At 71.5% G+C, this 24,502-nt stretch carries 22 protein-coding genes; 8 read left to right on the forward strand and 14 right to left on the reverse strand.

The features are described from left to right. Positions 1-34: 34 nt before the first annotated feature. The 7 genes from OHT51_RS06870 to OHT51_RS06900 all read right to left on the reverse strand — a co-directional run bounded on the left by OHT51_RS06870 (position 35) and on the right by OHT51_RS06900 (position 6,292). A complete protein-coding gene (locus tag OHT51_RS06870; protein WP_328877997.1) occupies positions 35-733 on the reverse strand; it encodes a GntR family transcriptional regulator in 699 nt (232 codons plus the stop codon). 53 nt (positions 734-786) lie between these two features. Next, complete coding sequence (locus tag OHT51_RS06875) at positions 787-1,788, reverse strand: proline racemase family protein (protein ID WP_328877998.1); 1,002 nt, start codon at positions 1,786-1,788, stop codon at positions 787-789. Between the two features lie 19 nt (positions 1,789-1,807). After that, complete coding sequence (locus OHT51_RS06880; protein ID WP_328877999.1) at positions 1,808-2,698, reverse strand: dihydrodipicolinate synthase family protein; 891 nt, start codon at positions 2,696-2,698, stop codon at positions 1,808-1,810. Further along, the gene (locus tag OHT51_RS06885; RefSeq protein WP_328878000.1) at positions 2,695-4,074 is read right to left on the reverse strand and encodes an FAD-dependent oxidoreductase; all 1,380 of its coding nucleotides are present in this window, start codon (positions 4,072-4,074) and stop codon (positions 2,695-2,697) included. Before OHT51_RS06885 ends, OHT51_RS06880 begins: the two co-directional genes overlap by 4 nt. Then, positions 4,067-4,369, reverse strand: coding sequence for a (2Fe-2S)-binding protein (locus tag OHT51_RS06890; protein WP_328878001.1), 303 nt, complete (start codon positions 4,367-4,369; stop codon positions 4,067-4,069). Before OHT51_RS06890 ends, OHT51_RS06885 begins: the two co-directional genes overlap by 8 nt. Continuing rightward, the gene (locus OHT51_RS06895; protein WP_328878002.1) at positions 4,366-5,517 is read right to left on the reverse strand and encodes an NAD(P)/FAD-dependent oxidoreductase; all 1,152 of its coding nucleotides are present in this window, start codon (positions 5,515-5,517) and stop codon (positions 4,366-4,368) included. Before OHT51_RS06895 ends, OHT51_RS06890 begins: the two co-directional genes overlap by 4 nt. Before the next feature lie 112 nt (positions 5,518-5,629). After that, positions 5,630-6,292: an MmyB family transcriptional regulator gene (locus OHT51_RS06900; protein ID WP_328878003.1), complete on the reverse strand. Its 663-nt coding sequence runs from the start codon at positions 6,290-6,292 to the stop codon at positions 5,630-5,632. Between the two features lie 223 nt (positions 6,293-6,515). Between OHT51_RS06900 and OHT51_RS06905 the strand changes: the two genes are divergently transcribed. After that, a complete protein-coding gene (locus OHT51_RS06905; protein WP_328878004.1) occupies positions 6,516-7,166 on the forward strand; it encodes a helix-turn-helix domain-containing protein in 651 nt (216 codons plus the stop codon). A 54-nt stretch (positions 7,167-7,220) separates the two neighbouring features. Then, the gene (locus OHT51_RS06910; protein ID WP_328884260.1) at positions 7,221-7,745 is read left to right on the forward strand and encodes a toxin-antitoxin system, toxin component; all 525 of its coding nucleotides are present in this window, start codon (positions 7,221-7,223) and stop codon (positions 7,743-7,745) included. Between the two features lie 40 nt (positions 7,746-7,785). On the opposite strand, the gene OHT51_RS06915 is transcribed toward OHT51_RS06910, so the two are convergent. After that, complete coding sequence (locus OHT51_RS06915; RefSeq protein WP_328878005.1) at positions 7,786-8,829, reverse strand: alpha/beta fold hydrolase; 1,044 nt, start codon at positions 8,827-8,829, stop codon at positions 7,786-7,788. Positions 8,830-9,061: 232 nt separating this feature from the next. On the opposite strand from OHT51_RS06915, the gene OHT51_RS06920 reads away from it, so the two are divergent. Continuing rightward, entirely contained in the window at positions 9,062-9,292 is a 231-nt protein-coding gene (locus tag OHT51_RS06920; protein ID WP_328421058.1) for a hypothetical protein, read from the forward strand. A 27-nt stretch (positions 9,293-9,319) separates the two neighbouring features. Here OHT51_RS06920 and OHT51_RS06925 read toward each other — a convergent pair whose 3' ends face one another. Further along, complete coding sequence (locus tag OHT51_RS06925; RefSeq protein WP_328878006.1) at positions 9,320-10,000, reverse strand: 4'-phosphopantetheinyl transferase family protein; 681 nt, start codon at positions 9,998-10,000, stop codon at positions 9,320-9,322. Beyond that, positions 9,997-10,857, reverse strand: a complete 861-nt coding sequence (locus OHT51_RS06930; protein ID WP_328878007.1) for a metallophosphoesterase family protein — start codon at positions 10,855-10,857, stop codon at positions 9,997-9,999. Before OHT51_RS06930 ends, OHT51_RS06925 begins: the two co-directional genes overlap by 4 nt. Positions 10,858-11,170: 313 nt before the next feature. Between OHT51_RS06930 and OHT51_RS06935 the strand changes: the two genes are divergently transcribed. The 4 genes from OHT51_RS06935 to OHT51_RS06950 all read left to right on the forward strand — a co-directional run bounded on the left by OHT51_RS06935 (position 11,171) and on the right by OHT51_RS06950 (position 16,591). Continuing rightward, positions 11,171-12,307, forward strand: coding sequence for an ATP-grasp domain-containing protein (locus OHT51_RS06935; RefSeq protein ID WP_328878008.1), 1,137 nt, complete (start codon positions 11,171-11,173; stop codon positions 12,305-12,307). A gap of 216 nt (positions 12,308-12,523) precedes the next feature. Next, positions 12,524-14,326: a hypothetical protein gene (locus OHT51_RS06940; RefSeq protein WP_328878009.1), complete on the forward strand. Its 1,803-nt coding sequence runs from the start codon at positions 12,524-12,526 to the stop codon at positions 14,324-14,326. 18 nt (positions 14,327-14,344) lie between these two features. Beyond that, on the forward strand, positions 14,345-14,776 hold the full coding sequence (locus tag OHT51_RS06945; protein WP_328878010.1) for a hypothetical protein: 432 nt from the start codon (positions 14,345-14,347) through the stop codon (positions 14,774-14,776). A 132-nt stretch (positions 14,777-14,908) separates the two neighbouring features. Further along, a complete protein-coding gene (locus OHT51_RS06950) occupies positions 14,909-16,591 on the forward strand; it encodes a carbohydrate binding domain-containing protein (RefSeq protein ID WP_328878011.1) in 1,683 nt (560 codons plus the stop codon). Between the two features lie 207 nt (positions 16,592-16,798). Here the strand turns inward: OHT51_RS06950 and OHT51_RS06955 are convergent, their stop codons facing one another. From OHT51_RS06955 to OHT51_RS06970, 4 genes are all read right to left on the reverse strand, one after another. Further along, positions 16,799-18,049 (reverse strand): alpha-L-fucosidase, encoded by a 1,251-nt coding sequence (locus tag OHT51_RS06955; RefSeq protein WP_328878012.1) that lies wholly within the window; start codon positions 18,047-18,049, stop codon positions 16,799-16,801. 5 nt (positions 18,050-18,054) lie between these two features. Further along, the gene (locus OHT51_RS06960) at positions 18,055-21,108 is read right to left on the reverse strand and encodes an alpha-mannosidase (protein ID WP_328878013.1); all 3,054 of its coding nucleotides are present in this window, start codon (positions 21,106-21,108) and stop codon (positions 18,055-18,057) included. A 77-nt stretch (positions 21,109-21,185) separates the two neighbouring features. Then, positions 21,186-22,526 (reverse strand): 6-phospho-beta-glucosidase, encoded by a 1,341-nt coding sequence (locus OHT51_RS06965; protein ID WP_328878014.1) that lies wholly within the window; start codon positions 22,524-22,526, stop codon positions 21,186-21,188. Continuing rightward, positions 22,523-23,287, reverse strand: a complete 765-nt coding sequence (locus OHT51_RS06970) for a DeoR/GlpR family DNA-binding transcription regulator (RefSeq protein WP_328878015.1) — start codon at positions 23,285-23,287, stop codon at positions 22,523-22,525. The genes OHT51_RS06965 and OHT51_RS06970 overlap by 4 nt, the downstream gene beginning before the upstream one ends. Positions 23,288-23,454: 167 nt before the next feature. Here OHT51_RS06970 and OHT51_RS06975 point away from each other — a divergent pair, with 167 nt between their 5' ends. Further along, on the forward strand, positions 23,455-24,474 hold the full coding sequence (locus OHT51_RS06975) for a carbohydrate kinase family protein (RefSeq protein WP_328878016.1): 1,020 nt from the start codon (positions 23,455-23,457) through the stop codon (positions 24,472-24,474). Positions 24,475-24,502 lie beyond the last annotated feature (28 nt).

Raw genomic sequence — 24,502 nt, forward strand, 5'->3', positions numbered from 1 at the left:
GTAGCTTGCGTCAAGGGACGCAATGGGCGGCCGTCTACTTCTTCGCCGCCCAGAGTCCGCGCACGTGTCCCAGGTGGCGGGTCATGACTTCGCGCACGGCCTTCTCGTCGCGGGCGATCAACGCGTCGAGCAGTTCGAGGTGTTCCTCGGCGGAGGCCAGCAGACGACCCGCTTGGACGAGCGCGGTGAGGCCGTAGAGACGGGAGCGCTTACGGAGGTCGCCGACGACCTCGACGAGGTGGGCGTTGCCGGCGAGGGCGAGCAGGCCGAGGTGGAAGCGGGTGTCGGCCTCGACGTAGGCGATGAGGTCACCGGAGACCGCGGCCTGGACGATCTCCCGGGCGGCGGGGCGCAGCGCCTCCAGGGACACCTTGTCGGCGGTCCTGGCCAGTTCCACCACCGTGGGGATCTCGATGAGCGCGCGGATGTGGGTGTACTCGTCGAGCTGTTTCTCGGAGACGGCGGTGACCCGGAATCCCTTGTTGGGGACGGTGTCGACCAGGCCCTCCTTGGCCAGGTCCAGCATGGCCTCGCGCACCGGGGTCGCCGAGACGCCGAAGCGGGCGGCGAGCGTGGGCGCCGAGTACACCTCGCCCGGGCGCAGCTCTCCGGCGATCAGCGCGGCGCGCAGGGCGTCGGCGACCCGCTCCCGGTAGCTGCTCTTCTTGCCGCCCAGGGAGGGCAGCGCCGGGCCGGCTGCGGCGGGCGGGGCGCTGGTGCGCTGGGCGGTCATGACTCTCCTAGCTGTGCAATGTCACGCGGTACGCGGCACATTATCGTCGACGCTCAGAGCACGAACCCGGCCGGGAACGGGTCGGAGGGATCGAGCAGATACTGCGCCGTGCCCGTGATCCAGGCCCGGCCGGTGAAGCTCGGCAGGACGGCCGGCCGGCCCGCGACCTCGGTGGTGCCGAGGAGGCGGCCGGTGAAGTGGGTGCCGATGAAGGACTCGTTCACGAACTCGGTGTGCAGCGGGAGTTCACCGCGGGCGTGCAACTGCGCCATGCGTGCGCTGGTGCCCGTGCCGCAGGGTGAGCGGTCGAACCAGCCGGGGTGGATCGCCATGGCGTGCCGGGAGCGGCGGGCGTTGGCGCCGGGGGCGATCAGGTGGACGTGGTGGCAGCCGCGGATGGAGGGGTTCTCGGGGTGCACGGGCTCCGCCTCGGCGTTGATCGCCGCCATGAGGGAGAGGCCGGCTTGCAGGATGTCGTCCTTGCGGGACCGGTCGAAGGGCAGCCCGAACTGGTCCAGCGGCAGGATGGCGTAGAAGTTGCCGCCGTATGCCATGTCGTATGTCACCGTGCGCCCGTCCGCCAGGGTGATCTTGCGGTCGAGGGCGACGGCGAAGGACGGCACGTTCTGGAGGGTGACCGCCTTCGCGGCGCCGTCCTCCACCGCGACCTCGGCGACGACCAGGCCCGCCGGGGTGTCGAGCCGGATCCTGGTGACCGGCTCGACGACCTCGACCATGCCGGTCTCGACGAGCACGGTCACCACTCCGATCGTGCCGTGCCCGCACATCGGCAGATAGCCGGAGACCTCGATGTAGATCACGCCCCAGTCGCAGTCGGGACGGGTGGGCGGCTGGAGGATCGCGCCGCTCATCGCCGAGTGGCCGCGCGGCTCGTTCATCAGGAGCTGCTTGATGTCGTCGCGGTGTTCTCGGAAGTACAGGCGCCGCTCGTTCATGGTCGCCCCCGGGACCGTGCCGATGCCGCCGGTGATCACCCGGGTGGGCATGCCCTCGGTGTGCGAGTCGACGGCGTGCAGGACGAGTTTGCTGCGCATGATCGGTCTCCTCGGCGGGTTACGCGAGCCCCGCGGCGACGGCCTTCTCGGTGGCGGCGCGGATCGTCGCCTCCTGCTCCGGCAGCAGTGGCACCCGCGGTGGCCGGCAGCGTCCCCCGTGGCGGCCGACGACGTCCATGGACAGCTTGATGGCCTGCACGAACTCGACCTTGGAGTCCCAGCGCAGCAGCGGGTGCAGCTGCGCGTAGAGCTGCTTGGCGGTGGCGAGGTCGCCGCCGACGGCCGCGCGGTACAGCTCCACCGTGGACCTCGGCAGCGCGTTCGGGTAGCCGGCGACCCACCCCTCGGCGCCGGCAAGCGCGAGCTCCAGCAGGACGTCGTCGGCACCGACCAACAGGTCGAGTTCCGAGGCGAGTTCGGCGAGCTGGTAAGCGCGCCGGACGTCGCCGGAGAACTCCTTGACCGCCTGGATGTACCCCTCGCCGTGCAGCTTCGCGAGCAGTTCGGGTACGAGGTCGACCTTGGTGTCGATGGGGTTGTTGTACGCCACGACCGGGATGCCGGCCTTGGCGACCTCCGCGTAGTGCGACAGCACCGACCGCTCGTCGGCACGGTAGGCGTTGGGCGGCAGCAGCATCACGGACTCGCAGCCCTCGTCACGGGCCTGCTCGGCCCAGCGGCGGGACTCGGCCGAGCCGTAGGCGGCCACACCCGGCATCACCCGGGAGCCACCGATCGCGGCGACGGCCGTCCGAACGACCTTCGCGCGCTCTTCGGGTGTGAGGACCTGGTACTCCCCGAGGGAGCCGTTCGGTACGACGCCGTCACAGCCGTTCTCGACCAGCCAGGCGCAGTGGTCGGCGTACTTGCCGTGGTCGACGCGGAGGTCGTCGTCGAGCGGGAGCGCGGTGGCGACGAGAACTCCGCGCCAGGGACGGTGGTCGGTCATGAGGTTCCTCTCCGAGTGGCGTTGTCGTGTTGCCGGGCGAGTACGCCGAGCGGCACGGGACGTGCGAACGGCCGCCGGGACGGGGCGAGTTCGCATCCGGCGAGCCCGGCGACCGCCGGCCCGCACACGCGTCCCTGGCACCAGCCCATTCCGGCGCGGGTCAGCAGTTTCACGGTGCGGACGTCGCCCGCCCCGAGTGCGTCCACGGCCTCGCGGACGGCACCGGCGGTGACCTCCTCGCAGCGGCAGACGAGGGTGTCGTCGGTGACCTGGTCGCTCCAGTGCGCGGGCGGCGGGTACGCGGCGTCGAGGGCGGCGGCGATCCCGCGAAGTCCGGTACGGGACTTGACGGCCCCTGCCCACCGGGCCGGGTCGGGTTCGGTGCCCTTCAGCCGTGCGGCGGCGGAGAGTCCGGCGATGTGGCCCTCGGCCAGGGCGAGTGCCGAGCCGCCGATGCCGGTGGACTCCCCCGCCGCCCACACGCCGGGCACGTCCGTGCGCTGCTCGTCGTCGACGGCGACTGTCAGCCCGTCCAGGCGGCAGCCGAGGGTCTCGGCGAGGTCGGTGTGCGGGAGCATGCCGTGCCCGACGGCGAGGGTGTCGCAGGGCAGGTGCCGCTCGGTGCCGGGCCGGACGCGCCCGTCGGCGTCGAGGGCGGCGACGGTGACCCCGGTGAGCCGGTCGTCGCCGTGGGCGCGGACGACCGTGTGCCGGGCGAGGAGTCGGACGCGGTGGCGCAGGAGGCGGGCCGCGTATCCGGCGCCCTCGGGCAGCTTGGCGGCCAGCGCCCGACCGTGCCGTACGAGGGACTTGGGGCCTGCCGCCTCGACGAGCGCCGCGATCTCGACGCCCGCAGCGGCCAGTCCGGTCGCCACGGGCAGCAGCAGCGGCCCGGTCCCGGCGACGACCGTAGTGCGCCCCGGCACGACGAGCCCGCCCTTGAGCATCGCCTGCGCACCACCGGCGGTGACGACACCGGGCAGGGTCCAGCCGGGGAAGGGCAGCACCCGCTCGTAACCGCCGGTGGCGAGGAGTACGGCGCGCGCGTGCACCCTGGCCGGCTCCCGCTGCTCGGGGCCGAGCAGCGCGTGCACGGTGAAGCCGCCGGAGTCCCGTTCCACACCCCAGACGTGATGTCCCGTCAGGAAGCGGATGTCGCTGCGGGCCAGACCGTCCCGCAGCCGCTCCCAGGTGCGCCACTGGTGGTGCAGGGACTGCGGGCGCCGGGCCCGGAGTGCGGGGGCGGGCTGACGGTAGAACTGCCCGCCCGCTTCCGCCGCCGAGTCGACGAGCGCGACCCGTACGCCCTGTGCCGCGGCCGCCAGGGCCGCGGCGAGGCCTGCCGGACCCGCGCCGATCACCGCGAGATCAGTCATCGTGGCCCGTCCCCTCCTGCGTCCGGATGCTGTCGCCCGGGTGCAGCGGCAGCAGACAGGCCCGCTGGTTCGGGCGGTCGTTGACGGTGACGAGGCAGTCGAAGCAGACGCCGATGCCACAGAAGACGCCACGGGGGCGGCCCGCGCCCCGGGTGCTCCGCCAGGAGGTGATCCCGGCCGCCCAGAGCGCGGCGGCGACCGTCTGCCCGGGCAGTGCCTCGATCTCGCGGCCGTCCAGGGTGACCGTGAAGGCCGGTCCCGGCCGGGCGTCGGCGAGTTCCAGAGGGGTTCTCACGCGGCCTCCTCGGCGAAGCGGTCGGGGCGGAACGGCGTCAGGTCGAGGTCGGGGGTCTTCTCGGTCAGGACCTGTGCGATCAAGTGGCCGGTGCCGGTGGCCAGTCCGATGCCGGCGCCCTCGTGGCCGCAGGCATGATGCAGGCCCGGCACCCGGGGATCGGGGCCGACGGCGGGCAGGTGATCGGGCATGTAGGGGCGGAAACCCAGGTAGGCGCGCATGGCGTGAACGTCGGCGAGGAACGGGAACAGCCGCGTCGCGCCCGCCGCCAGCGCCCGTACGACGGGCAGGGAGAAGGTCCGGTCGAAGCCGACGCGCTCCCGGCTCGCGCCGATCAGGATCGGTCCCGCCGCCGTGCCCTCGACGACGGGGGAGGTCTGCAGCGCGGCCGAGTCGCTGGCGACGTCGGCCACATAGTCGGCGGCGTACACCTTGTGGCGGACCAGGCGCGGCAGCGGTTCGGTGACGAGGACGAAGCCGCGTCTCGGCAGGACGGGGAGGTGGGCGCCCGCGCGTGCGGCGAGTTCGCCGCCCCAGGTGCCGGCCGCGTTGACGACGGCCGGGGCGTGGATGTCGCCCTTGTCGGTGCGGATCCCGCGTACTGCACCGTCCCGCGTGCGCAGGACGTCCGTCACCGTCCGGCCGGTGAGCAGGCGGGCGCCCGAGGCTCGCACGAGGTGGGCGGCGGCCAGGGCGGGCATCACCTGGCAGTCCTGGGGGTAGTGGACGGCGCCCGGGAGGCCGGGGGTCAGGTGGGGTTCGAGGTCGTACAGGCGGTCGCCCGCAACCGGCTCGGCGATGACTCCGGCGGCGCGCTGCCCGTCGGCGAACCGCTCCAGCGCCGCGAGCCCGTCCGGGGACGAGGCCACGACGACGCCGCCCTTCGCCTCGTACTCGACGGCCGTCCCGAAGCCCTGCGCCAGCTCGCCCCACAGACGGCCGGACAGCAGCGCGAGGTCGAGTTCGGGGCCCGGCTCCTTGTCGGAGACGAGGAGGTTGCCCTCGCCGGCGCCGGTGGTGCCGCCGGCCACCGGGCCACGGTCGACGAGGATCACGGCGAGGCCCGCCCGGGCCGCATACAGGGCGCAGGCCGCGCCCACCATTCCGGCTCCGACGACCACGACGTCGCAGGTCAGTCGCTCGCTCACGCCAGTACTATGTCACACACCACCCTGCGACGGAACAGAGCGACGACGTCTGCGTACCGGAATTCGTGCTGACGGGGCGCCGCCGGCGACCTGAACGCCGACGGTGCCCCGTTCAGTCCTCGGGGGCGGGCACCACGCGCAGGTGGCCCGCGGCGGATCGGGCGCCGCGCACCCTGGGCCGGTCGCGGCGCACCTCGCGCAGGACCAGCGTCAGCCGGGTGTAGCCCAGCTCCTGGAGGGTCCGGGGCGTCTCGTCGACGACCCGGCAGTCGGTGGCACCCCAGCGCGGGTCGGGGTGCAGCAGCGGCCGTACGGCGCCGTCCAGTTCGGCCGCCCGCTCGCCGACCGCGCGGATCCAGTGCGGCAGGCCCTGCCGGTAGGCGGCCTCCATGATCGGGTCCTGGGCGATCTCCCGGCGGATGGCCTGCACGCCGTGGTCGTGACCGTGCCGCTCCACTGCGGCCGCGAAGCGGGCCAGCATCGGCAGACACCAGCTGGACTCGTGGTCGCCGAGGACGGTGCTCGCGTCCGGGTGGAAGAGCACGAACCTGAGGAAGTTGTCGTCGGGCATGGCCGTCGGATGCGGGCCCACGCCGCGGAAAAGTGACGCGAAAGCGGTGTTCGCCAGAACGACGTCCCAGCGGTGGTCGACGATGACGGACGGGAAGGGCACTGCTTCGACGAGGGTGGCGTAGTCCCGCAGATACGCCTCGGCCTCGGGCCTCTCGGGGACGGGCCGCGGTACGGACCGCTGCCCACCTGCCTGATATGCCATCGGGAGGTCACCCCTCTTGCCTATGCGGCCTTCACGCGGCGCCTTGATCCTGCTGCCCGGGCCGGAGCGGTGTCAACTATCGTGGCATTCCGTGCCTGTTGACGGCTGAAATTGGCCACAGTTGTGGCGAGACCTGGATGTGAGTTCGAACTACCCGGTAATCTCCGTCCAGTTCACCGCGACCGCTTGTGAGAAGCCTGTGAGAGCTTTAGGAGATCTGTCGGTGACGGATGGCATCGAGGGTCCGGGCGTCATACCGACGGCTGAGCTGCCGGCCGTCGTCGCTCGCGTCACCGCGCTCGCCGACCGGCTCGGCGTACCGCACGCGGAGGTCTTCGGCACCGGACGGCTGTCCGTGGCGTCCGGCGTCCCGGAGTCCGTGGTCAAGGCGCTGCTGAGCGGCCGCCCCGCGGGAGAGCCCGACGTACAGGCCCGGTTCCTGCAGCGACTCGACCTCCTGCGCCGCACCCGCGTCAAGCCGAACGGCCGCAGGTACACCCAGCAGGAGATCGCCGACGGCGCGGGCATGTCACGGCAGCAGGCGGGAGCCCTCATCAACGGCGACCGGCGCCCCACCATGGAGCACTGCGACGCCATCCAGCGCTTCTTCCGCGTCCACGCCGGATTCCTCACGGCCGAGGACCCCGAGGCGCTCGCGGGCGCACTACAGCGCACCGAGCAGGACCTGCTGCAGAAGCTCGCGGAGCGCGAGGCGGCCCAGGCCGCCGAGGACCCGCTGGAGAGACTGCTGCAGGACCACGGGGTGCGCGGCATCGCCTGGCGGGCCGCCCAACTGCCCACCGACCAGCATCGCGACAAGGTCGCGGAGTGGCTGGACATGCTCTTGGAAAGCGTCAAGCGGCCCGAGTCGTGATCCGGGGGGAAAGCCGGGGGGAGAAACGGGAGAACTGTGGGCATCGGTAGGGAAATGCGCCGCCTGTGCGGCGAGTTGGTCGCGGAGCTGACGCTCCCCGCACCCTCGCCGCCCGCGAAGCTGTACGGCGCCCTGTGCGGCGCGATGAGCAGACGCCGCGGCCGGCCCGTCCACTTCCGTACGGCCGCGTTCCCGCCCGGCACCGCCAGCGGACTGTGGCTCGACATGGCCGACCAGGACCTCGTCGTGATCGAGGAACGCACCGCGCCCGACCACCAGCTGGTGATCCTCGGCCACGAGCTGTGGCACATGAAGGCCGGGCACTGCAGCCACAGCGTCGAGGGCGCCAGCGTGGCGGCCCGCCTCCTCGACGACGACGCCGATCTGCACTCGACGATCCTGAAGGTCGCCGCCCGCAGCCACTTCGACCAGGCCGAGGAGAAGGAGGCCGAGACCTTCGGGCTGCTGCTGGCCAGCAAGTGCCGTACGTGGCTGGCGGTTTCCTCGGTGCGCGGACAGCGGGACCATCTGGCGGGGCGGATCGAGGCGTCACTCGGTTATCTCGGGCCGCAGGGCTGACCCAGGGCACGTCAGCACCTCGGCGCCTCCTCGGGTCGAGCTAGGTCGCGCTGCGTTCGCTCGCCTCCCGCAGATCCCGTTCCACCGAGCGCGTCCTGGCCGTGTCCGGCTGACCGGCCGCCGTACCGGGCCGACCTGCCCGCAGCAGCTCACGCCAGTTCTCGCGGCTCCAGTCGGCGGGGTCCGTGGTGCTGGTGAACTCCTCGACCAGGGCGACGAAGCGAGCGGCGTCGGCGTGGAACGGGAAGTGGCCCGCCCCTTCGAAGATCTCCAGTCGGCTGCCGGGCATGCTCTCGTGCGCGCCGTACGCGTGCCGCACCGGCACCACGCTGTCCCGGTCGCCCCACAGCAGCATGGTCGGCATGCCCTCGGTCAGATAGCAGCGGTCCAGCATGGTGACCACCTGCCCGCGCCAGTCGACGACCGCCCGCAAGGTACGGATGAAGGCGTTGCGCGAGGTCGCGTCGGGCAGGGCGTCAACGAGGGTGAGCAGTTCCCGCGCGTCCTGGCCGAGATCGGTGTCCAGGAGCCTCATCAGGCCCACTGCCAGCTCGACTTGAAGCCGCATGCCCGGCAGCCGCAGCGTCGACAGCATCAGTTGGGCGCCCGGCAGCGAGACCAGCCGCAGTACGGGATTGACCTCGCGGCCCACCCCACCGGCGCTGACCAGGATCAGCCGTTCCGTGCGCTCAGGGAACTGGTAGGCGAACTGCATCGCCACTCCCCCGCCCAGCGAGTGCCCTAGCAGCGTCGCCGACTCGATGCCCAGTGTGGTGAGCAGATCGCGCACGCCGTTCGCGTACGCGGCCACCGAGTAGTCCGCGCGCGGCTTGTCCGAGGCGCCGTGGCCGAGCAGGTCGGGGGCGATCACGGTGTGCGTGCGAGCGAGGTCGGGGATGAGTTCGGCCCAAGTCTCGGAGGTGTCCCCTATGCCGTGGATCAGCACCAGCGCCGGCCCTTCGCCCGCCATGCGGAAGGCGCGCCGATAGCCGTGCACGACGCGGTACTGCAGCCCAAGCTCCCCATCGCCCACCGGGCGCAGCCGTACGGCGCGCGCAGGGCGCCGTCCCGGGACGTCGACCACGCACTCGCCTCCGTTCCTGTACGCGTTCGCCGGTCGAGTGAGAGCGCGGCCGGCAGCCATGCTTCCAGCGTAGGACGGCTTTCCCACAAGGGATTTCGGGGAGGTTTCGCCTCCGCTAAGCGGACGAACGGGTGCGTAGCGGAAGCCCATTGTCAGTGGTGGACGGCAAGCTGGTGGTGCGCCCTCATCTGCGGGGGTGACGCGATGACGCCGAACCGGGGAGAGCCGACCGATGCCCACCGCCGTACTGACCGACCGCGAGCGCACCGCCGTCCAGGCCTACCTGCGGCTGTTGCACACCGTACGAGCCGCGTTCGACGGTCCTCCCGGCTCCCGCCGACCACCCGTCGTCCCGCCCGCCGTCCTCGCCGAGGCGGAACAGGCGCTGGCGGACGCGGGCCTGACGGGCAACGAGGAGGAGTTCTTCCGGCTGCTGCAGAGCTGGTGCCCGGCGGAGCCGTAGCTGATCCCGCAGCGGGGCCGCGGGGGCTCAGTTGTGCGGCACGCTCACCGCTGTCGCCACCAGCCCCCGCCGGACCGTCCAACGGCCCTCGAACCGGTTGACGGTCCGGTCGCCCACCAGCGGACCCGGCACGAGGAGCCGGGCGCGGAAGCCTCCGCTGTACTGCTCACCGGGGTCGGCGAAGAAGTCGAGGTCGGCCTCGGTGAAGTCCAGCCACTTCGCGGTGAGGGGGAACCACGCCTTGTAGACGGACTCCTTGGCGCTGAAGAGCAGCCTGTCCCAGTGGATGCCGGGACGGTCACCGGCCAGCCGGCCCAGCCGCTCCACCTCTGCGGGCAGGGCGACGGCGGGCAGGACGCCCTCCGGGAGCGTCTGATGGGGTTCGGCGTCGATGCCGAGGGAAGCCAGGTCGGCGGTGCGGGCCAGCGCGGCGGCGCCGTAGCCGTCGCAGTGGGTCATGCTGCCGACCAGGCCGGCCGGCCAGCCCGGGGCGCCGCGCTCGCCGGGCAGGATCGGCTGGGCGGGCACGCCGAGCTTCTCCATGGCGCTGCGCGCGCAGGAGCGTACGACGGCGAACTCCCGGCGGCGCTTGAAGACCGCCTTCGCCACGACGGCCTCCTCCTCGGGGTACAGAGCCGGGTGCGCTGGCTCCTCGTCGCCGTACGCCTCGACGGTGGCCACCGAGGGCGGCAGCAGTTCCTCGATCAACGGGCCCGGTCCTCCCTGGGCAGAATCGTGCGCAGCCGTCCCGGCGGGTCCGGTCGCTTGCGCCACTCGCGGGGGTATCCCACAGAGACCTCCTCGAAGCGGACGCCCTCGTGATGGGTGGTCCGCGGGATGTGGAGGTGGCCGTAGACCATCGTCTCGACCCGGAACCTGCGGTGCCAGTCCGCGGTCCGCCGGGTGCCGCACCACATGGCGAACTCGGGGTACCACAGCACGTCCATGGGATGCCGGTCGAGCGGGTAGTGGTTGACGAGGACGGTGGGCAGGTCCTCGGGCAGTGCGGCGAGTCTGCGCTCGGTCTCGGCGACCCTGGCCTCGCACCAGGCCTCGCGCGACGGGTAGGGGTCGGGGTGCAGCAGGTACTCGTCGTTGCACACGACCCCGGTGCCGTGCGCGTACGCCAGCCCCTCCTCCTTGGTCGTGCAGCCGGAGGGCAGGAATGAGTAGTCGTACAGCAGGAACAGCGGCGCGACGGCGACCGGGCCGCCGGGGCCGTCCCAGACGGGATACGGGTCCTCGGGGGTCGTCACGCCGAGCTCCCGGCACAGCTCGACCAGGTGCTCGTAGCGGGCGACGCCGCGCAGGGTGACGGAGTCCTTCGGGTGGGTCCACAGTTCGTGGTTGCCGGGGGCCCAGACGACCTTGCGGAAGCGGCCGGCGAGGGTCTTGAGTGCCCAGCCGACGTCGGCCACGGTCTCCGCCACGTCACCGGCGACGAGCAGCCAGTCGTCGTCGCTGCCGGGGCGCATCCGCTCGACGAGTGCGCGGTTCTCCTCGTACCCGATGTGCAGGTCACTGATGGCCAGCAGCTGTCCGGCACCGCCGGCCGTCGACGTCACCCCTCGCCCCTTTCGATCACACGAATGACCTTACGAGAACACAGGCCGCGTTCGGGGCACAAGGCCGGATCACGTCGTCGCGTCGCGGGGCGCTGTGCGGGCGGTCGGGGGCGGGGTGACCGGGACGGTCAGCAACCATCCTCAATTCCGTAACACGTACGTTGCACGCGGCACCCTTTGAAAGCCGTATGATCGCCGCAACACCACCGCCATGAACGTCCCTTCGCACGGGGCGGTTTGGTGTTCCTCCAACCACCCTGCCCGGGCACGGGCCTGCTTCGCCCTGCCCGCGAACCCGAAAGGACGGCCCTGCATGGTCTCTCGCGTACGCGTCTGGCTCAACCGCACGTACGCGGAGAACGTGTTCTTCATGGATCAGCTGCGCCGAAATCCCAGCGATCGGGCCGTCGAGATCCATGCGACGCACGGGGACGCCGACTCCCCCGTGCTGGCCGCCGCCGACACCGCCGAACTGGAGCCCGAGGGCCTGTCCCCGGCCGGGTACGTCGAGTACGCCCTCGCCCAGTGCCGGCGCCGCGGCATCGACGTGTTCGTGCCCCGCCTGCACCAGTCGGCGATCGTGGCCCACCGGGCGGACTTCGAGGCGGTCGGTACGGCACTGCTCGCTCCGCCGCCGGAGGCCGTCGCGGTCTTCCACGACAAGGTGATCGCGTACGAGGCCGTGCAGGCGGTCGGGGTGCCGGTGCCGCCGTGGTGGCGGGTGCGCAACGCCGACGAACTGCTCGCCGCCGTAGAGGAGTTGGAGGAGGCCGGTCACAAGGCCTGCTTCAAGCCGGCGTCCGGTGCGGGCGGAGTGGGCTTCCGCGTCATCACACGCGCCCCCTTCTCGCTCATGCACCTCAACGGGTTCCCGACGCCGTATGTGCAGCTGGATCTGGTGCTGGACGCCTTGCGGCGGACCGAGGAACCGGTGGACTGGCTGGTGATGCCGCGCCTGGAGCAGCCGGAGGTGTCGGTGGACTGCCTGACCGGTCCGGACAACCGGGTGCGGCTGGCGATCGGCCGGATCAAGAACGGCCGCCGACGTGGGTTCACCGTCCAGGAGCCGTGGCTGGAGCCGGCGCGGCTGATCGCGGAGGGGTTCGGGCTGCACTATCTGTCCAACATCCAGTTCCGGATGTTCGGGGAGACGCCGGTGCTGATGGACGTGAACACGCGGCCGGCCGGCGGACTGCACCAGCTGTCGCTGTGCGGGGTCAATGTGCCGTGGCTGGCCGTTCAGCTGGCGCTGGGCGACGACCCGGGCGAGGTGGTTCCGCCGTTCCTCGGGCAGGACTACACGGTGGTCTCGGGCCCGCGCCAGCTGCGACCGGTGTCCATTCCCCAGCAGCGCGCGGCCGAGGAGACAGAACCCCTGCTGCCGGCTGTACCGGCCCCCGCACCGGCCGAACCGGTCGAGAGCGGGGCGGCGCAGGTGCTGCCGCTCTAGTTCGGGTTCGCCGGAAGATCCGCCATGTCGGGCGCCCGACAGGCGCGGTCGGGGCGCGTCCGGTCGCTCGACGGGGCGCTTGCCAAGCGGAGCGCCCCCTGCCTGCCCCCTCACCACGAGCCGTCGGACAGGCGTCCCTCGAAGCCGCTCGCTCCCTCTTTCGTGGCTGCTAGCTTCGCGCCAACACAGCGTGGAGCAACCGGGGGAGGCGGCTTCATGGCCGAAGGCACGCAGGACGACGGGGCATTCGGAAGGTCCGCGGATCCTGCCGAGGACGCGGCAGAGCATCTCGCCGCGGCGATCGGGACACCGGCTTGGGCCGAGGCCCGGGAAGGGGTCCTCGGCCTCTTGCCGGACGACGAGCCACAGGTGAACGAGCGCATCGACGCCTGGGCGGCCGTCGCGGCACGCCACGAGGGCGAGGGGCTGACCCGTTACCTGACGGAGTCGCTGCCGCAATGGCGGGAGCTGATCGAGAGGGCCGTCGCGGATGATCCCGAACGGGCGGAAGAAGCCCGCCGGTTCGCGGATTCCGTTCAATCGCTCCTCCCCTCGCCGGACGGCACCACGCCCCAGATCGCGGTGGCGACGGGGCACGGCACCGTCAACGCCGTGCAGAACGGCAACATCTACTACGAGGTCGTACTCGGCCTGGCTCCACGGCCGCCCCGGAGGACGAGCCTCGGCCAGACGGCCATCATCACGGGCGGCGCGGCGGCAACGACGGCTGTCGGCGGCCACGTAGTCGCCGACCATCTCGCCACGGAGGCCGTGAAGGCGGCAGGGACCGGATCGGCACCGGGGGCGCCGCTCGCCGACCCGACGCAGGCGGCCGGCGCGGCCGCGCAGACCGCCGGAGTCTCGGCGCCGGGCGCGGCGGCCGCCGCCAAAGGCGGTGCGACCGTCCTCGCCAAGGCCGCAGCCGCCGTCACCAAGGCCCTGACGTTCGCCGGCGCCGGGGCTGCGGGCGTGAGCGTGCCCGTCGTGGCGAGTGTGGTCACGGTCGTGGTGGTCGTGACCGTGACAGTGACCGTCGTCGTGCCGCGCGTCATGGGCGGGGCGTCCTGCGACAAGGCCGCCGAGGGCCGCTCGGCTCCCGCGGTCCTGGCGGAGGCCGCCCGGCGCGTGGAACTGACGAGCTTCCGCTACGACGTCACACGCGGCCGGCACCATGTCGCCGGGGCGGCGGACCCGCATGCGCGCACCGCCTGGTTCCGGCAGGGCCTGACCGGCGGCCCCGTCACGAGCGGCACGATCGACCGGGGCAGGGTCGTGCTCCCCGCCGGCACGACCACACCGTCCGGCGTGGACCCGAGGTGGGTGCGGGCCGACGGCGCCTTCATGGACGCCGTGGACCCCGCTGCACCGGCAAGGGAACTGCGATCGGTGACACGGGCGCGGCGCGAGGGCTGCACCTTCACAGGAACTCTCGCTCCCTCGGCCGAACCCAGCGGACCTTCCGGAACCGCCGAACCGGCCGTCGCCAGGTCGGACAGCGGCCCCGTCACACTGGCGGCGGCCACCTCCACACCTCGGGCGAACGACACCACCGTCGACTTCACGGCACGCATCGACGACCTCGGTCGGCTCGTCCGCCTCACCACACGGGCGGCCGACGACCGGTTGCCCGCCTCCGCCCGCTACTGGGACTTCGGACTGACCGTGACCCCGTCCGCGCCGCCTTCCGGCGACGGGTCGAAGCCGTCCGAGACCGCCACCCTGACCGGTGCGTGGACAGGGGACTGGTCCACGGGGTTCGGCACCGGAGGGTTCACGGCCACCCTGTCCCAGGACGGGAACCGACTCACCGGAGAGCTGAAGGTCGACGGGGTGCCCTGCTCCCTGGACGGGGCCCTCAACGGCACGCTCGACGGCGACCGCATCACCTTCGGCAGCGTGAACAGCGCGAAGGAGATCACGTTCACCGGAAGCGTGGACGGCGACACCATGCGCGGCACCTTCGAGACCGACTGCTACGACGCCTCCGGTCCGTGGACCGCGCGGCGCTCCGACTCCTGACCGAGGAAAGGCACCGACGTGATACCCGACTGGCTGACCACACTCGCCGCGGCCGGCTCCGCAGCCCTGGTCAACGCCGCTTCCACCGACGTCTGGCAGGCCGCTCGTGAGCGCTTCGCCCGGCTGCTGGGCCGCGGCGATCCCGACCGTACCGAGACGGCGGCCCGGCGTCTGGACGATCTACGCCGCGTCGTCGAGGAGCCCGGCAACGAGGGTGAACTGGCCGAGACCTGCCGTGCCTGGCGGCAGCGCCTCCAGGACCTGCTGGAGGAGAATCCGGACGCCGCCGACGAACTGCGGTCCGCGATCGCCGAGCTGCCCCCGCCCCGCCCCGTCTCCTCCACCCCGATCCGCCAGGACAACCGCGCATACGACCACGGCACCGTGAACGCCGTCGTGAACGGTGATCTGACGGTCCACTCGACACGGCCGGCAGCGTCGGAGGGTTAAGAATTCTTGGTATGGACCAATCCCGCGCCAGAGCTTGACACCAGGATTGGTTCATACCAATTTGGTTGCCGCACCTCTGCACAACTCTGGACCTGTGCACTCCCGAACACCCCATTTTCCCAGGGAGATCACGTGCGCAACCAACCCCTCAGACGTCTGAGACGTCGACTTCTCGCTCTGGTCGGGTCCGGCGCTCTCGCGATCGCCGGAGCCGTCGCTCTTCCCGGTACGGCCCAAGCGGCCAACGTTCTGTCCAACGCCGGCTTCGAGTCGGGCGGGCTCTCCCCGTGGATCTGCAACGGCAATCTCGGGTCGGTCGTCTCCTCGCCTGTACACGGTGGATCCAAGGCCCTTGCGGGGGCGGTCAGTTCGAGCGACATCGCCAAGTGCGGCCAGACCGTCGCGGTGCAGCCGAACACCACGTACAGCCTCAGCGGCTGGGTGCGCGGGTCCTACGTGTACCTCGGTGTGGACGGCGGCGCCTCCACCTGGACGTCGTCGCCGTCGGTGTACAGCCGGCTGTCGCTGTCGTTCAGGACCGGCGCGTCGCAGACCAGCGCCCAGGTGTATGTGCACGGCTGGTACGCCCAGGGCACCTACTACGCCGACGACTTCAGCCTCGACGGGCCCGGTGGCGGCTCGGACAGCCAGGCGCCGAGCGTGCCGGGCAGCCTGCGGTCCAGCGGCAAGACCTCGTCCAGTGTGTCGCTGGCGTGGAACGCCTCAACGGACAACGTCGGGGTGACCGGGTACGACGTCTTCCGCGGCGCCACCCAGGTGCTCAGTGTCTCCGGTACGAGCGCCACGGTCAGCGGACTGTCCCCCAGCACCGGTTACACGTTCACGGTGAAGGCACGGGACGCGGCCGGGAACGTGTCGGCCGCCTCCAACGCCGTCACCGTCACGACGGACGCGGGCGGCGGTGGCGGTACCGGCTTCAAGCAGGCGGCGCCCTATCTGTACCTGGGCTGGGGCGATCCGCCGAGCGCGACCTCGGTGATGAGTTCGACCGGGATCAAGTGGTACACGATGGCGTTCATCCTCTCCTCCGGAGGCTGCAACCCCGCCTGGGACGCGTCACGGCCGCTGACCGGCGGCAACGACCAGAGCGTCATCAACTCCATCCGGTCCGCGGGCGGTGACATCGTCCCGTCGATCGGCGGCTGGAGCGGCAACAAGCTCGGGCCGAACTGCTCCAGCGCCGAGGCACTGGCAGGGGCGTACCAGAAGGTCATCGACGCCTACGGGCTGAAGGCGATCGACGTCGACATCGAGAACACCGACGAGTTCGAGAATGCGACCGTGCAGGACCGGATCCTGAACGCCCTGAAGATCGTCAAGGCGAACAACCCGGGCCTGCGGACCGTCCTCACCTTCGGCACCTCCACGACCGGGCCGACCTACTGGGGCAACCGGCTCATCGAGCAGGCCAAGGCGCTCAACGCGGACATCGACGTATTCACGATCATGCCGTTCGACTTCGGCGGCGGCGCCGACATGTACGGCAACACCGTCAACGCCACGGAGGGGCTGAAGAACAAGCTGAAGTCCACCTTCGGGTGGGACGACGCGACGGCCTACGCCCACATCGGCATCTCCGGCATGAACGGGCTGTCAGACCAGCAGGAGCTCACCTCGACCGCGACCTGGACGCAGATCCGGGACTGGGCGAACTCCCATCACATCGCCCGTCTCGCGTTCTGGTCGGTCAACCGTGACCGGCCGTGCCCGGGCGGCGGCGTGACGAGCAACTGCTCCGGGATCAGCCAGAGCAACTGGCAGTTCACTTCGATCACCGCCGGGTTCACCGGCTGATACCCCCTTCACCCTCCCGGGAGAAATTTTTCCGGGAGGGTGTATCAGGGCGCCACCGGCGCGCTCATAAGAGTGAAAGGCAACGGGGGAACCGGGTAACACGGGGGATCCACGGGGGAAGCACCACCACGGGGGAAGTACGGGGGCTTCGGGCCGGCCGGCGCTGTCACGGGGGCAGCGGCGGCCGGCCCGAAGGCGTTTGCCGGGTCAGAAACGGCCCGAGCCCCGGTACAGCTCCAACTCCTCGTCCAGCTCCACGGCGAGCACCGTGGCATGCGGGTCGAGGTCGGCCGCCGCGGGCGGTTGGATCCACAGCACACCCGGCGTCTCGTGGAGGCCGCCGGTGATGCGGTGGGCCAGTTCCGTGCCGGTGCCGACGACCGTGACCCGGCGTACCGAACCGAGCAGCCCGCGTACGTTGATCTCGGCGCGCGGGGCGTCGAAGAGGATCAGGTACAGGGTGCGGCGGTCCTTGGACAGGGTGCTCGGGCCGTAGTGGTGGCCGGCCGGGAGGCCGCGGCCGGTGCCGTACACCGCCTCGGCGTGCCGCGCGATCCAGTCGCCGAGACCCTCCAGCCGCTCGGCCTGCTCCGCCGGGATCGTGCCGTCCTCGCGGGGGCCGACGCTCAAAAGCAGATTGCCGCCTCCGCCGATCGTCTCGGCGAAGTAGCGGATCAGCTGGTCGACCGACTTGTGGTTGTGGTCGTGATGCTGGTGGCCCCAGGAGTCGTTGATCGTCAGGCACAGCTCCCACGGGCCCTCAGGCGGTATCACCGGGGCGCCCTGTTCCGGGGTCGCGTAGTCGCCCTCGCTGAGCATGCGGGCGTTGAAGACTACGTCCGGCATCTCGGAGCGGATCAGCGCGGCCAGCTCCGGGATGCGCCACTGCTCCTCGCTGCGGTCCCACTCGCCGTCGAACCACATCAGGTCCGGCCTGTAGCGGGAGGACAGTTCGCGGATCTGGCCGTCCCGGTAGGCGAGGAAGCGTTCCCAGGCGTTAAGGTCCTCGAATTCCGCGGCGACCTCGGAGTACCGGTTGTCCTCCAGCTCCGGCGGGCGGCCGGGCTTGCGCGTGGAGGCGTAGTCGGGGTGGCTCCAGTCCGAGTGCGAGTAGTAGAGCCCGACCTTGAGGCCCTGCTCGCGCAGGGCGTCCGCGTAGCCGCCGATGAGGTCGCGGCCCACGTTCAGGTCGCCGTGGGCCGTGTCCCAGAGGGCCACGCCGTCGTGGTGGCGGCTGGTCAGGACGGCGTACTTGGCGCCGGCCCGCGCGAAGAGCTTCGCCCAGTCGCGCGGTTCGTAGCGGGAGGCGGTGAAGCGGTCGAACTGGGACATGTACCGGTCGTACGGGACGATGTCGTCGTAGAACGACCAGGACTCCTGGACGCCGTCCACGGCGTAGATGCCCCAGTGGATGAAGATCCCCAACTTGGCGTCGGTGAACCAGGGTTGCATGGGCACCCCGTTCAGCTCCCTTCCGCGCGCTGCAGGCGGAGCGTGAGGACCTGGAAGGGGCGCAGGGCGACTGCGACCCCGCCGTCGCCGGTGACGTCCGCATCCTCCAGCGGGCGCTCCAGCAGGTCGGTCACCCGGGCGCCCGCGAGCGGGAAGCCGGTGCGCAGGACGCCGCTCGCGCGGCCGCCGCTGGACTCGTAGAGGCGTACGACGACGTCGCCGGACTGGTCGTCGGCCAGCTTGACCGCCTCCACCGTCACGCCGTCGCCGGCCACGGAGACGACCGGCTCGGGCGCGCCTGCCGCGTCCGCCACGCGCAGGGGGAGGTTGAGGGCGTAGCCCTCGGCGACGGCGTCCTCGATGGTCGCGCCGGGGAGCAGGGAGTAGGTGAAGCGGTGCCTGCCCTGGTCGGCCTCGGGGTCCGGCACGCGCGGGGCGCGGACCAGGCTGAGGCTGACCCTGGTCGTCGTCCCACCGTCCTCGCGGACCGTGCGGGAGACGTCGTGGCCGTACGTCGAGTCGTTGATGACCGCGACGCCGTAGCCGGGCTCGGCGATGTGCACCCAGCGGTGGCCGGAGACCTCGAAGCGGGCCGCCTCCCAGCTGGTGTTGGTGTGGGTGGGCCGCTGGATGTGGCCGAACTGGATCTCGGCGGAGGAGTGCGGGGCGCGGATGTCCACCGGGAAGCCCGCCTTGAGGATCTTCTCGGCCTCGTGCCAGTCGATCTCGGTCTCGAAGTCGATGCGGGGGCTGCCGGCGCGCAGGGTGATCGTCTGGGTGAGCTTCGATCCCTTGCCGAAGGACCGCGTGACGCGGATCGCCCCGAGGAGGGCGTCTTCCTCGACGACGGTGACCGCGTCCGCGTCCAGCAGATCCGTGTAGCGGTTCTTGTAGTGCTTGTCGATGTCCCAGGCGTCCCAGTAGTTCGGGAGGTCGGTGTGCAGACGCAGCAGGTTGCCCTTGTCGGCGAGGACTTCGCGGCCGGCCCGCAGATCCCGTACGGAGGCGAGCGTGCCGTCCGGCGCCACCTCGACACGGACCAGGCCGTTGTCGAGGACCAGGCCCTCGACCTTCACCGGCTGTGCGGGCTCGGCGCCGGTCAGCGGCGCGCTGCCGCTCGCGGGCACGTCGACGAACGCCGGTGCGCCCTCGGGTGTGCGGACGACCTCGGCCCGGTCGAAGGGGCTGGTGTTGAACACGCGCGTGCCGTCGGCGCCCAGCGCGGCCACCGCCTCGGCGGTCAGCGCCTCCAACTCCTCGGCCACACGCGCGTATTCGGCCTCCGCCTCGCGGTGCACCCACGCGATCGAGGACCCCGGCAGGATGTCGTGGAACTGGTGCAGCAGCACCGTCTTCCACAGCCGGTCCAGCTTCTCGTACGGGTAGGAGTATCCCGGCGCGTGCAGCGCGGCCGTCGTCGCCCACAACTCGGCTTCGCGCAGCCGGTGTTCACTGCGCCGGTTGCCCTGCTTGGTGCGGGCCTGGGAGGTGTACGTCGCCCGGTGCAGTTCCAGGTAGAGCTCGCCGACCCACACCGGGGCGTCCGGGTACTCCTCGCGGGCCTTGGCGAAGAACTCGTCGGGGTGCTCCACGATGACCTTCGGGGAGCCTTCCAGGTCCGCCAGCCGGCGCGCCCGCTCCATGATCTCGCGGGTGGGGCCGCCACCGCCGTCGCCCCATCCGAAGGGCGCGAGGGAGCGCGAACCGCCGCCCTTCTCCGAGTAGTTGCGGACCGCGCGGTCCATCTCCTCGCCGCTGAAGCGGGCGTTGTAGGTGTCGACCGGCGGGAAGTGGGTGAAGATGCGGGTGCCGTCGATGCCCTCCCACCAGAAGGTGTGGTGGGGGAACTTGTTGGTCTGGTTCCAGGAGATCTTCTGGGTCAGGAACCAGTCGTTGCCTGCGAGCTTGGCGAGCTGCGGGTAGGCGGCGGTGTAGCCGAAGGAGTCCGGCAGCCAGACGCCCTTGGTCTCGACGCCGAAGTGCTCGATGAAGAACCGCTTGCCGTGGATCAGCTGCCGGGCGATGGCCTCGCCGCCGGGCAGGTTGCCGTCCGCCTCGACCCACATGCCGCCGACCGGCGCCCACTGGCCCTTCTTCACGGACTCCTGGATGCGGGCCCACACGTGCGGGTAGTTGTCGCGCACCCACTCGTACTGCTGGGCCTGCGAGCAGGCGAAGATGAAGTCGTCGTACTCGTCCGCGAGGGACGTGACGTTGGAGAAGGTGCGGGACGTCTTGCGCTTGGTCTCGCGGATGGGCCACAGCCACGCGGAGTCGATGTGCGCGTGGCCGACGCCGGAGATGGTGTGTGCGCTGGCGTGGGCGGGGCGGGCCAGGACGGGCGCGAGCGCCTCGCGGACCGCCGACGCGCTCCCGGAGATGTCGTCCAGGTCCAGGACGTCCATCGCCCGGTCGAGGGCGTGCATGATCTCGTGGCGGCGCGGCTCGTGCTCGCCGAGGTGCACCATGAGTTCGCGCAGCACCTGGAGGTCGAGATCGAGGTGCCAGACCTCCTCGTCCAGGACGGCGATGTCGGCGCGCTGGAAGGTGTAGAGCGGCTTGTCGCCCGCCGTGAGGACGTCGCCGAGCGGGGTGGGCGCGGCGAAGTCGTTGGCGAGGATGTCCGGGTTGGAGGCGGCCTCGACCAGGTAGTCGATCTCCTCGCCGCCCGAGACCGGGTTGCCGATCGGCACGTACTGGTTGAGCGGGTTGACCGCCTTCAGGGGCCTGCCGTCGGGCAGGTGGACCAGGGCCTCGGCCTGGTTGCCGGGCCAGTCGCCCACGAAGCCGAGGTCGATGACCGCCTCGACGCGCCGTCCGGCCCACTCGGCGGGTACCCGGCCGCGCATCCGGAACCAGGTCGTGCCCCAGGGCGGGCCCCACGGGGTGTCCATCGCGAAGGGCGTGTACCGGGCGGCCGCGGCCTCCTCGAACGAGACCGGCTCCCCCGGCGCGTGCCAGGCCTCGACCTCGAAGGGGACGGTGGCCGAGTAGATCGCGGGCTTGATGCGCTGGTTGTGGACGCGCTCGACGCGTTCCTCGATCCGGCGGCGTTCGTCGTGCATCAGGGTCTCCAGGGAGGGAGAGAACGGAGGGGAGGCGAGGGCGGACAGGGCGGGAAAGCGCTTTCGGCGGGCGAGCGCTACTTAAGGTACGCCAGCCCGGGGTGGACGGAGGAGTACCCCTCGACCAGCCTGCGGGCCACATTGACCGAGTCGACCAGCGGGTGCAGCGCGAACGCCTTCACAGCCGTCGTACGGGACCCCGACTCGGCGGCGTCGAGCACCTCCCGCTCGACCGCCTTGACCGAGCAGACGAGGCCGGTGGCGTGGTCGGGCAGCGGCGCGACGGCGACCGGGTGGGCGCCGTTGGCGTCGACGAGGCAGGGCACCTCGATGACGGCGTCGGAGTCGAGGACCGAGAGGGTGTTCTGGTTGCGGACGTTGAGGATCAGGGTCGTGCGCTCGTCCCGGGCGATGGCCCGCATCAGGGCGAGCGCCACCTTCTCGTACCCGCCGGAGAGGTCGTCGGCGTCGCGCTCGCCGGCGCCGGCCGTCTCCCGGTTCTCGGACATGTAGGTGGCCTCGCGCTCGGCGCGGGTGCGGTCCCATGCCTGGAGCGCGGAGACGTCCGGGTTGCGCATCTGCTCGTAGAAGCCGGCCTGCTGGTCGCGCAGGAAGGCGCCGCGGGTCTTGTCGGCCTGCTGGTAGGCGCGGACGGCCTCGCGGTTGAAGTAGTAGTAGTGCAGGTATTCGTTCGGGATGGCGCCGAGCGAGCGGAGCCAGTCGACGCCGAAGAGCTTGCCCTCCTCGAAGGAGCCGAGCAGGTCGGGGTCGGCGAGCAGCCGCGGCAGTTCGTCGCGGCCGGCGACGCGCAGGCCGCGCACCCAGCCGAGGTGGTTGAGGCCGACGTAGTCGATCCATGCCTCGCCGGGGTTCTTGACGCCGAGCACGCGGGCGATACGGCGGCCGAGGCCGACCGGCGAGTCGCAGATGCCGATGACGCGGTCGCCGAGGTGGCGGGACATGGCCTCGGTGACCAGTCCTGCGGGGTTGGTGAAGTTGATGACCCAGGCGTCCGGCGCGAGGCGGGCCACCCGCTGGGCGATGTCCACGGCTACCGGGACGGTCCGCAGGCCGTAGGCGATGCCGCCCGCACCGACCGTCTCCTGGCCGAGGACGCCCTCGGCGAGGGCGACCCGCTCGTCGTCCGCCCGACCTTCGAGGCCTCCTACGCGGATCGCCGAGAAGACGAAGTCGGCGCCGCGCAGGGCCTCGTCGAGGTCGGTGGTGGCGGTCACCTCGGGCGCGTCGGGCACCGCGGCGGCCTGCTCGGCGAGCACGCGGGTCACGGCGTTCAGGCGGCCGGCGTCCAGGTCGTGCAGCACGACCCGGGTGACCCGGCCCTCCGCGCGGTCCGTCAGGAGCGCCCCGTACACGAGCGGCACGCGGAATCCGCCGCCGCCCAGAATCGTCAGCTTCACGCCTGCACCTTTCCTGCCACGAGCACGTGGACGCCGGCCTCCTCCAGGGCGGACCGGGTCGCCGTGTTCACGGGAGCGTTCGTCACCACCATGTCCAGGTCCTCGGGACCGCATACCTTCGCCATGCCCGTTCCCGGGAACTTCGCCGCGTCGGCGAGCAGGACCACCTTGTCGCCGGCCTTGATCATGGCCCGCTTGACCGGCACCTCGACGACGGTGGTGTCCATGACCTGCCCGCCGGGCCGCACCCCGCTGGTGCCGAGGAACAGCCAGTCGGCGTGCAGCTGGCGCAGGTTGTCCTCGGTGAGGAAACCGACCAGGGAGCGGTACTCGCGGCGGACCATGCCGCCGAGCAGCACCAGCTCGATGCCCTCGTCGTCGGCGAGCTCCTCGTAGACCACCAGGTTGCTGGTGATCACGGTGAGGCGGCGGCCGTGCAGCTGGCGGGCCAGCCGGAAGGCGGTGGTGCCGATGTCGAGCAGCACCGACTGACCATCTTCGATCATCGCGGCGGCGTGCGCGGCTATGGCGTCCTTCTCGGGCACGCGCATCTCGGCGACCTCTGCGAAGGGCTGGTCGCCCTCCTCCACGACCGCGCCGCCGTGCACCCGTGTGAGCAGGCCGTCCTCCTCGAGTTTGACCAGGTCACGCCGGACCGTGGCGGGGCTCACACCCAGCCGCTCGGAGAGATCGGTCACGGCCGCGGGGCCGCCGGAGCGCAGGGCCCGCAGGATGAGTTGGTGTCGTCGTTCTGCCAGCACGACGTGAACACTACTCGTCATCTTCAATCATCGCCATGCTCATTTCTGCTCGGGTATTGACCAATCCCGCGGAGCGGCGCACGATTCCGGTCACCGAAATGAAGAGTTTTGACGAGCTCTCCCCAACGGGGGTCCCCGGACGAGAGCCCGAGCGAGAGGACCCTTCCGTGGACGACGACCGGCCCGATGTGCTGCTGACCGGGCTGCTCTTCTACGACCTCGTCCTCACAGGGCTCGGGAAGCCGCCGACGCCGGGCGAGGAGATCTGGACGGGCGGCATGGGCTGCGGCCCCGGCGGCATCGCCAACCTGGCGGTGGCCGCCGTCCGCTTCGGCCTGCACACCTCGCTGGCCACGGTGTTCGGCGACGACCTCTACGGCGAGTACTGCCGGGACGTCCTGTGCGACCAGGAGGACATCGACCTCTCGCTCTCCCGCACGGCGGACGGCTGGCCCACCCCCGTCACCGTCTCCCTCGCCTACGGCCACGACCGGGCCCTGGTCACCCACGGCCAGGAACCGCCGTACTCGCAGGACGCGCTGATGGGCGACCCGCCCCAGGCGCGCACCGCCCTCGTGCACATCGAGGCCGAACCCCGCGAGTGGCTGGCCAAGGCCGCCGCGAACGGCACCCGCATCTACGCCGACGTCGGCTGGGACCCCACCCAGCAGTGGTCCACCGCCCTCCTCGACCAGCTCTCCCTGTGCCACGCCTTCCTCCCCAACGAGACCGAGGCGATGGCCTACACCCGCACCGACACCGCGGTCGCGGCCCTCGGCACCCTCAGCGAGCTGGTGCCGGTGGCTGTGGTGACGCGCGGCGGGGACGGCGCCGTCGCCGTCGACCAGACGACCGGCGAGTACGCGGACGTGCCCGCCCTGGACATCGACGTCCTCGACGCGACGGGCGCGGGCGACGTGTTCGGGGCGAGCTTCGTCGCGGCCTCGCTGGGCGGCTGGCCGTTGGCGGAACGGCTGAGGTTCGCCGTCCTCGCCGCCGGTCTTTCGGTCCGGCGGCCCGGCGGGGCCCTGGCCGCGCCCGGCTGGTACGGCGTCGACCGCTGGTGGCGTTCCCTGACCGATCCCGAACTGAAGCGGGCGTACGGCTTCCTGGCGGACCGGCTCCCGGACGATCCGGGACCGCCCGTCGCGTACGCCCCCGTGACCCCTCCCGCACGGCAGAACTGACTTTCCCGAGCGAGCTCCCCCACGTGCT

Origin of the sequence: Streptomyces sp. NBC_00299, assembly GCF_036173045.1 — a bacterium.
Taxonomy (GTDB): Bacteria; Actinomycetota; Actinomycetes; order Streptomycetales; family Streptomycetaceae; genus Streptomyces; species Streptomyces machairae.

Excerpts from the sequence above, each read along its gene's own strand:
- OHT51_RS06940 (WP_328878009.1), top strand. The coding sequence starts at position 12,524 with ATGGCCGAAGGCACGCAGGACGACGGGGCATTCGGAAGGTCCGCGGAT.
- OHT51_RS06885 (WP_328878000.1), bottom strand. The coding sequence starts at position 4,074 with ATGACTGATCTCGCGGTGATCGGCGCGGGTCCGGCAGGCCTCGCCGCG.
- OHT51_RS06935 (WP_328878008.1), top strand. The coding sequence starts at position 11,171 with ATGGTCTCTCGCGTACGCGTCTGGCTCAACCGCACGTACGCGGAGAAC.
- OHT51_RS06870 (WP_328877997.1), bottom strand. The coding sequence starts at position 733 with ATGACCGCCCAGCGCACCAGCGCCCCGCCCGCCGCAGCCGGCCCGGCG.
- OHT51_RS06910 (WP_328884260.1), top strand. The coding sequence starts at position 7,221 with ATGCGCCGCCTGTGCGGCGAGTTGGTCGCGGAGCTGACGCTCCCCGCA.
- OHT51_RS06880 (WP_328877999.1), bottom strand. The coding sequence starts at position 2,698 with ATGACCGACCACCGTCCCTGGCGCGGAGTTCTCGTCGCCACCGCGCTC.
- OHT51_RS06960 (WP_328878013.1), bottom strand. The coding sequence starts at position 21,108 with ATGCACGACGAACGCCGCCGGATCGAGGAACGCGTCGAGCGCGTCCAC.
- OHT51_RS06920 (WP_328421058.1), top strand. The coding sequence starts at position 9,062 with ATGCCCACCGCCGTACTGACCGACCGCGAGCGCACCGCCGTCCAGGCC.
- OHT51_RS06900 (WP_328878003.1), bottom strand. The coding sequence starts at position 6,292 with ATGGCATATCAGGCAGGTGGGCAGCGGTCCGTACCGCGGCCCGTCCCC.
- OHT51_RS06875 (WP_328877998.1), bottom strand. The coding sequence starts at position 1,788 with ATGCGCAGCAAACTCGTCCTGCACGCCGTCGACTCGCACACCGAGGGC.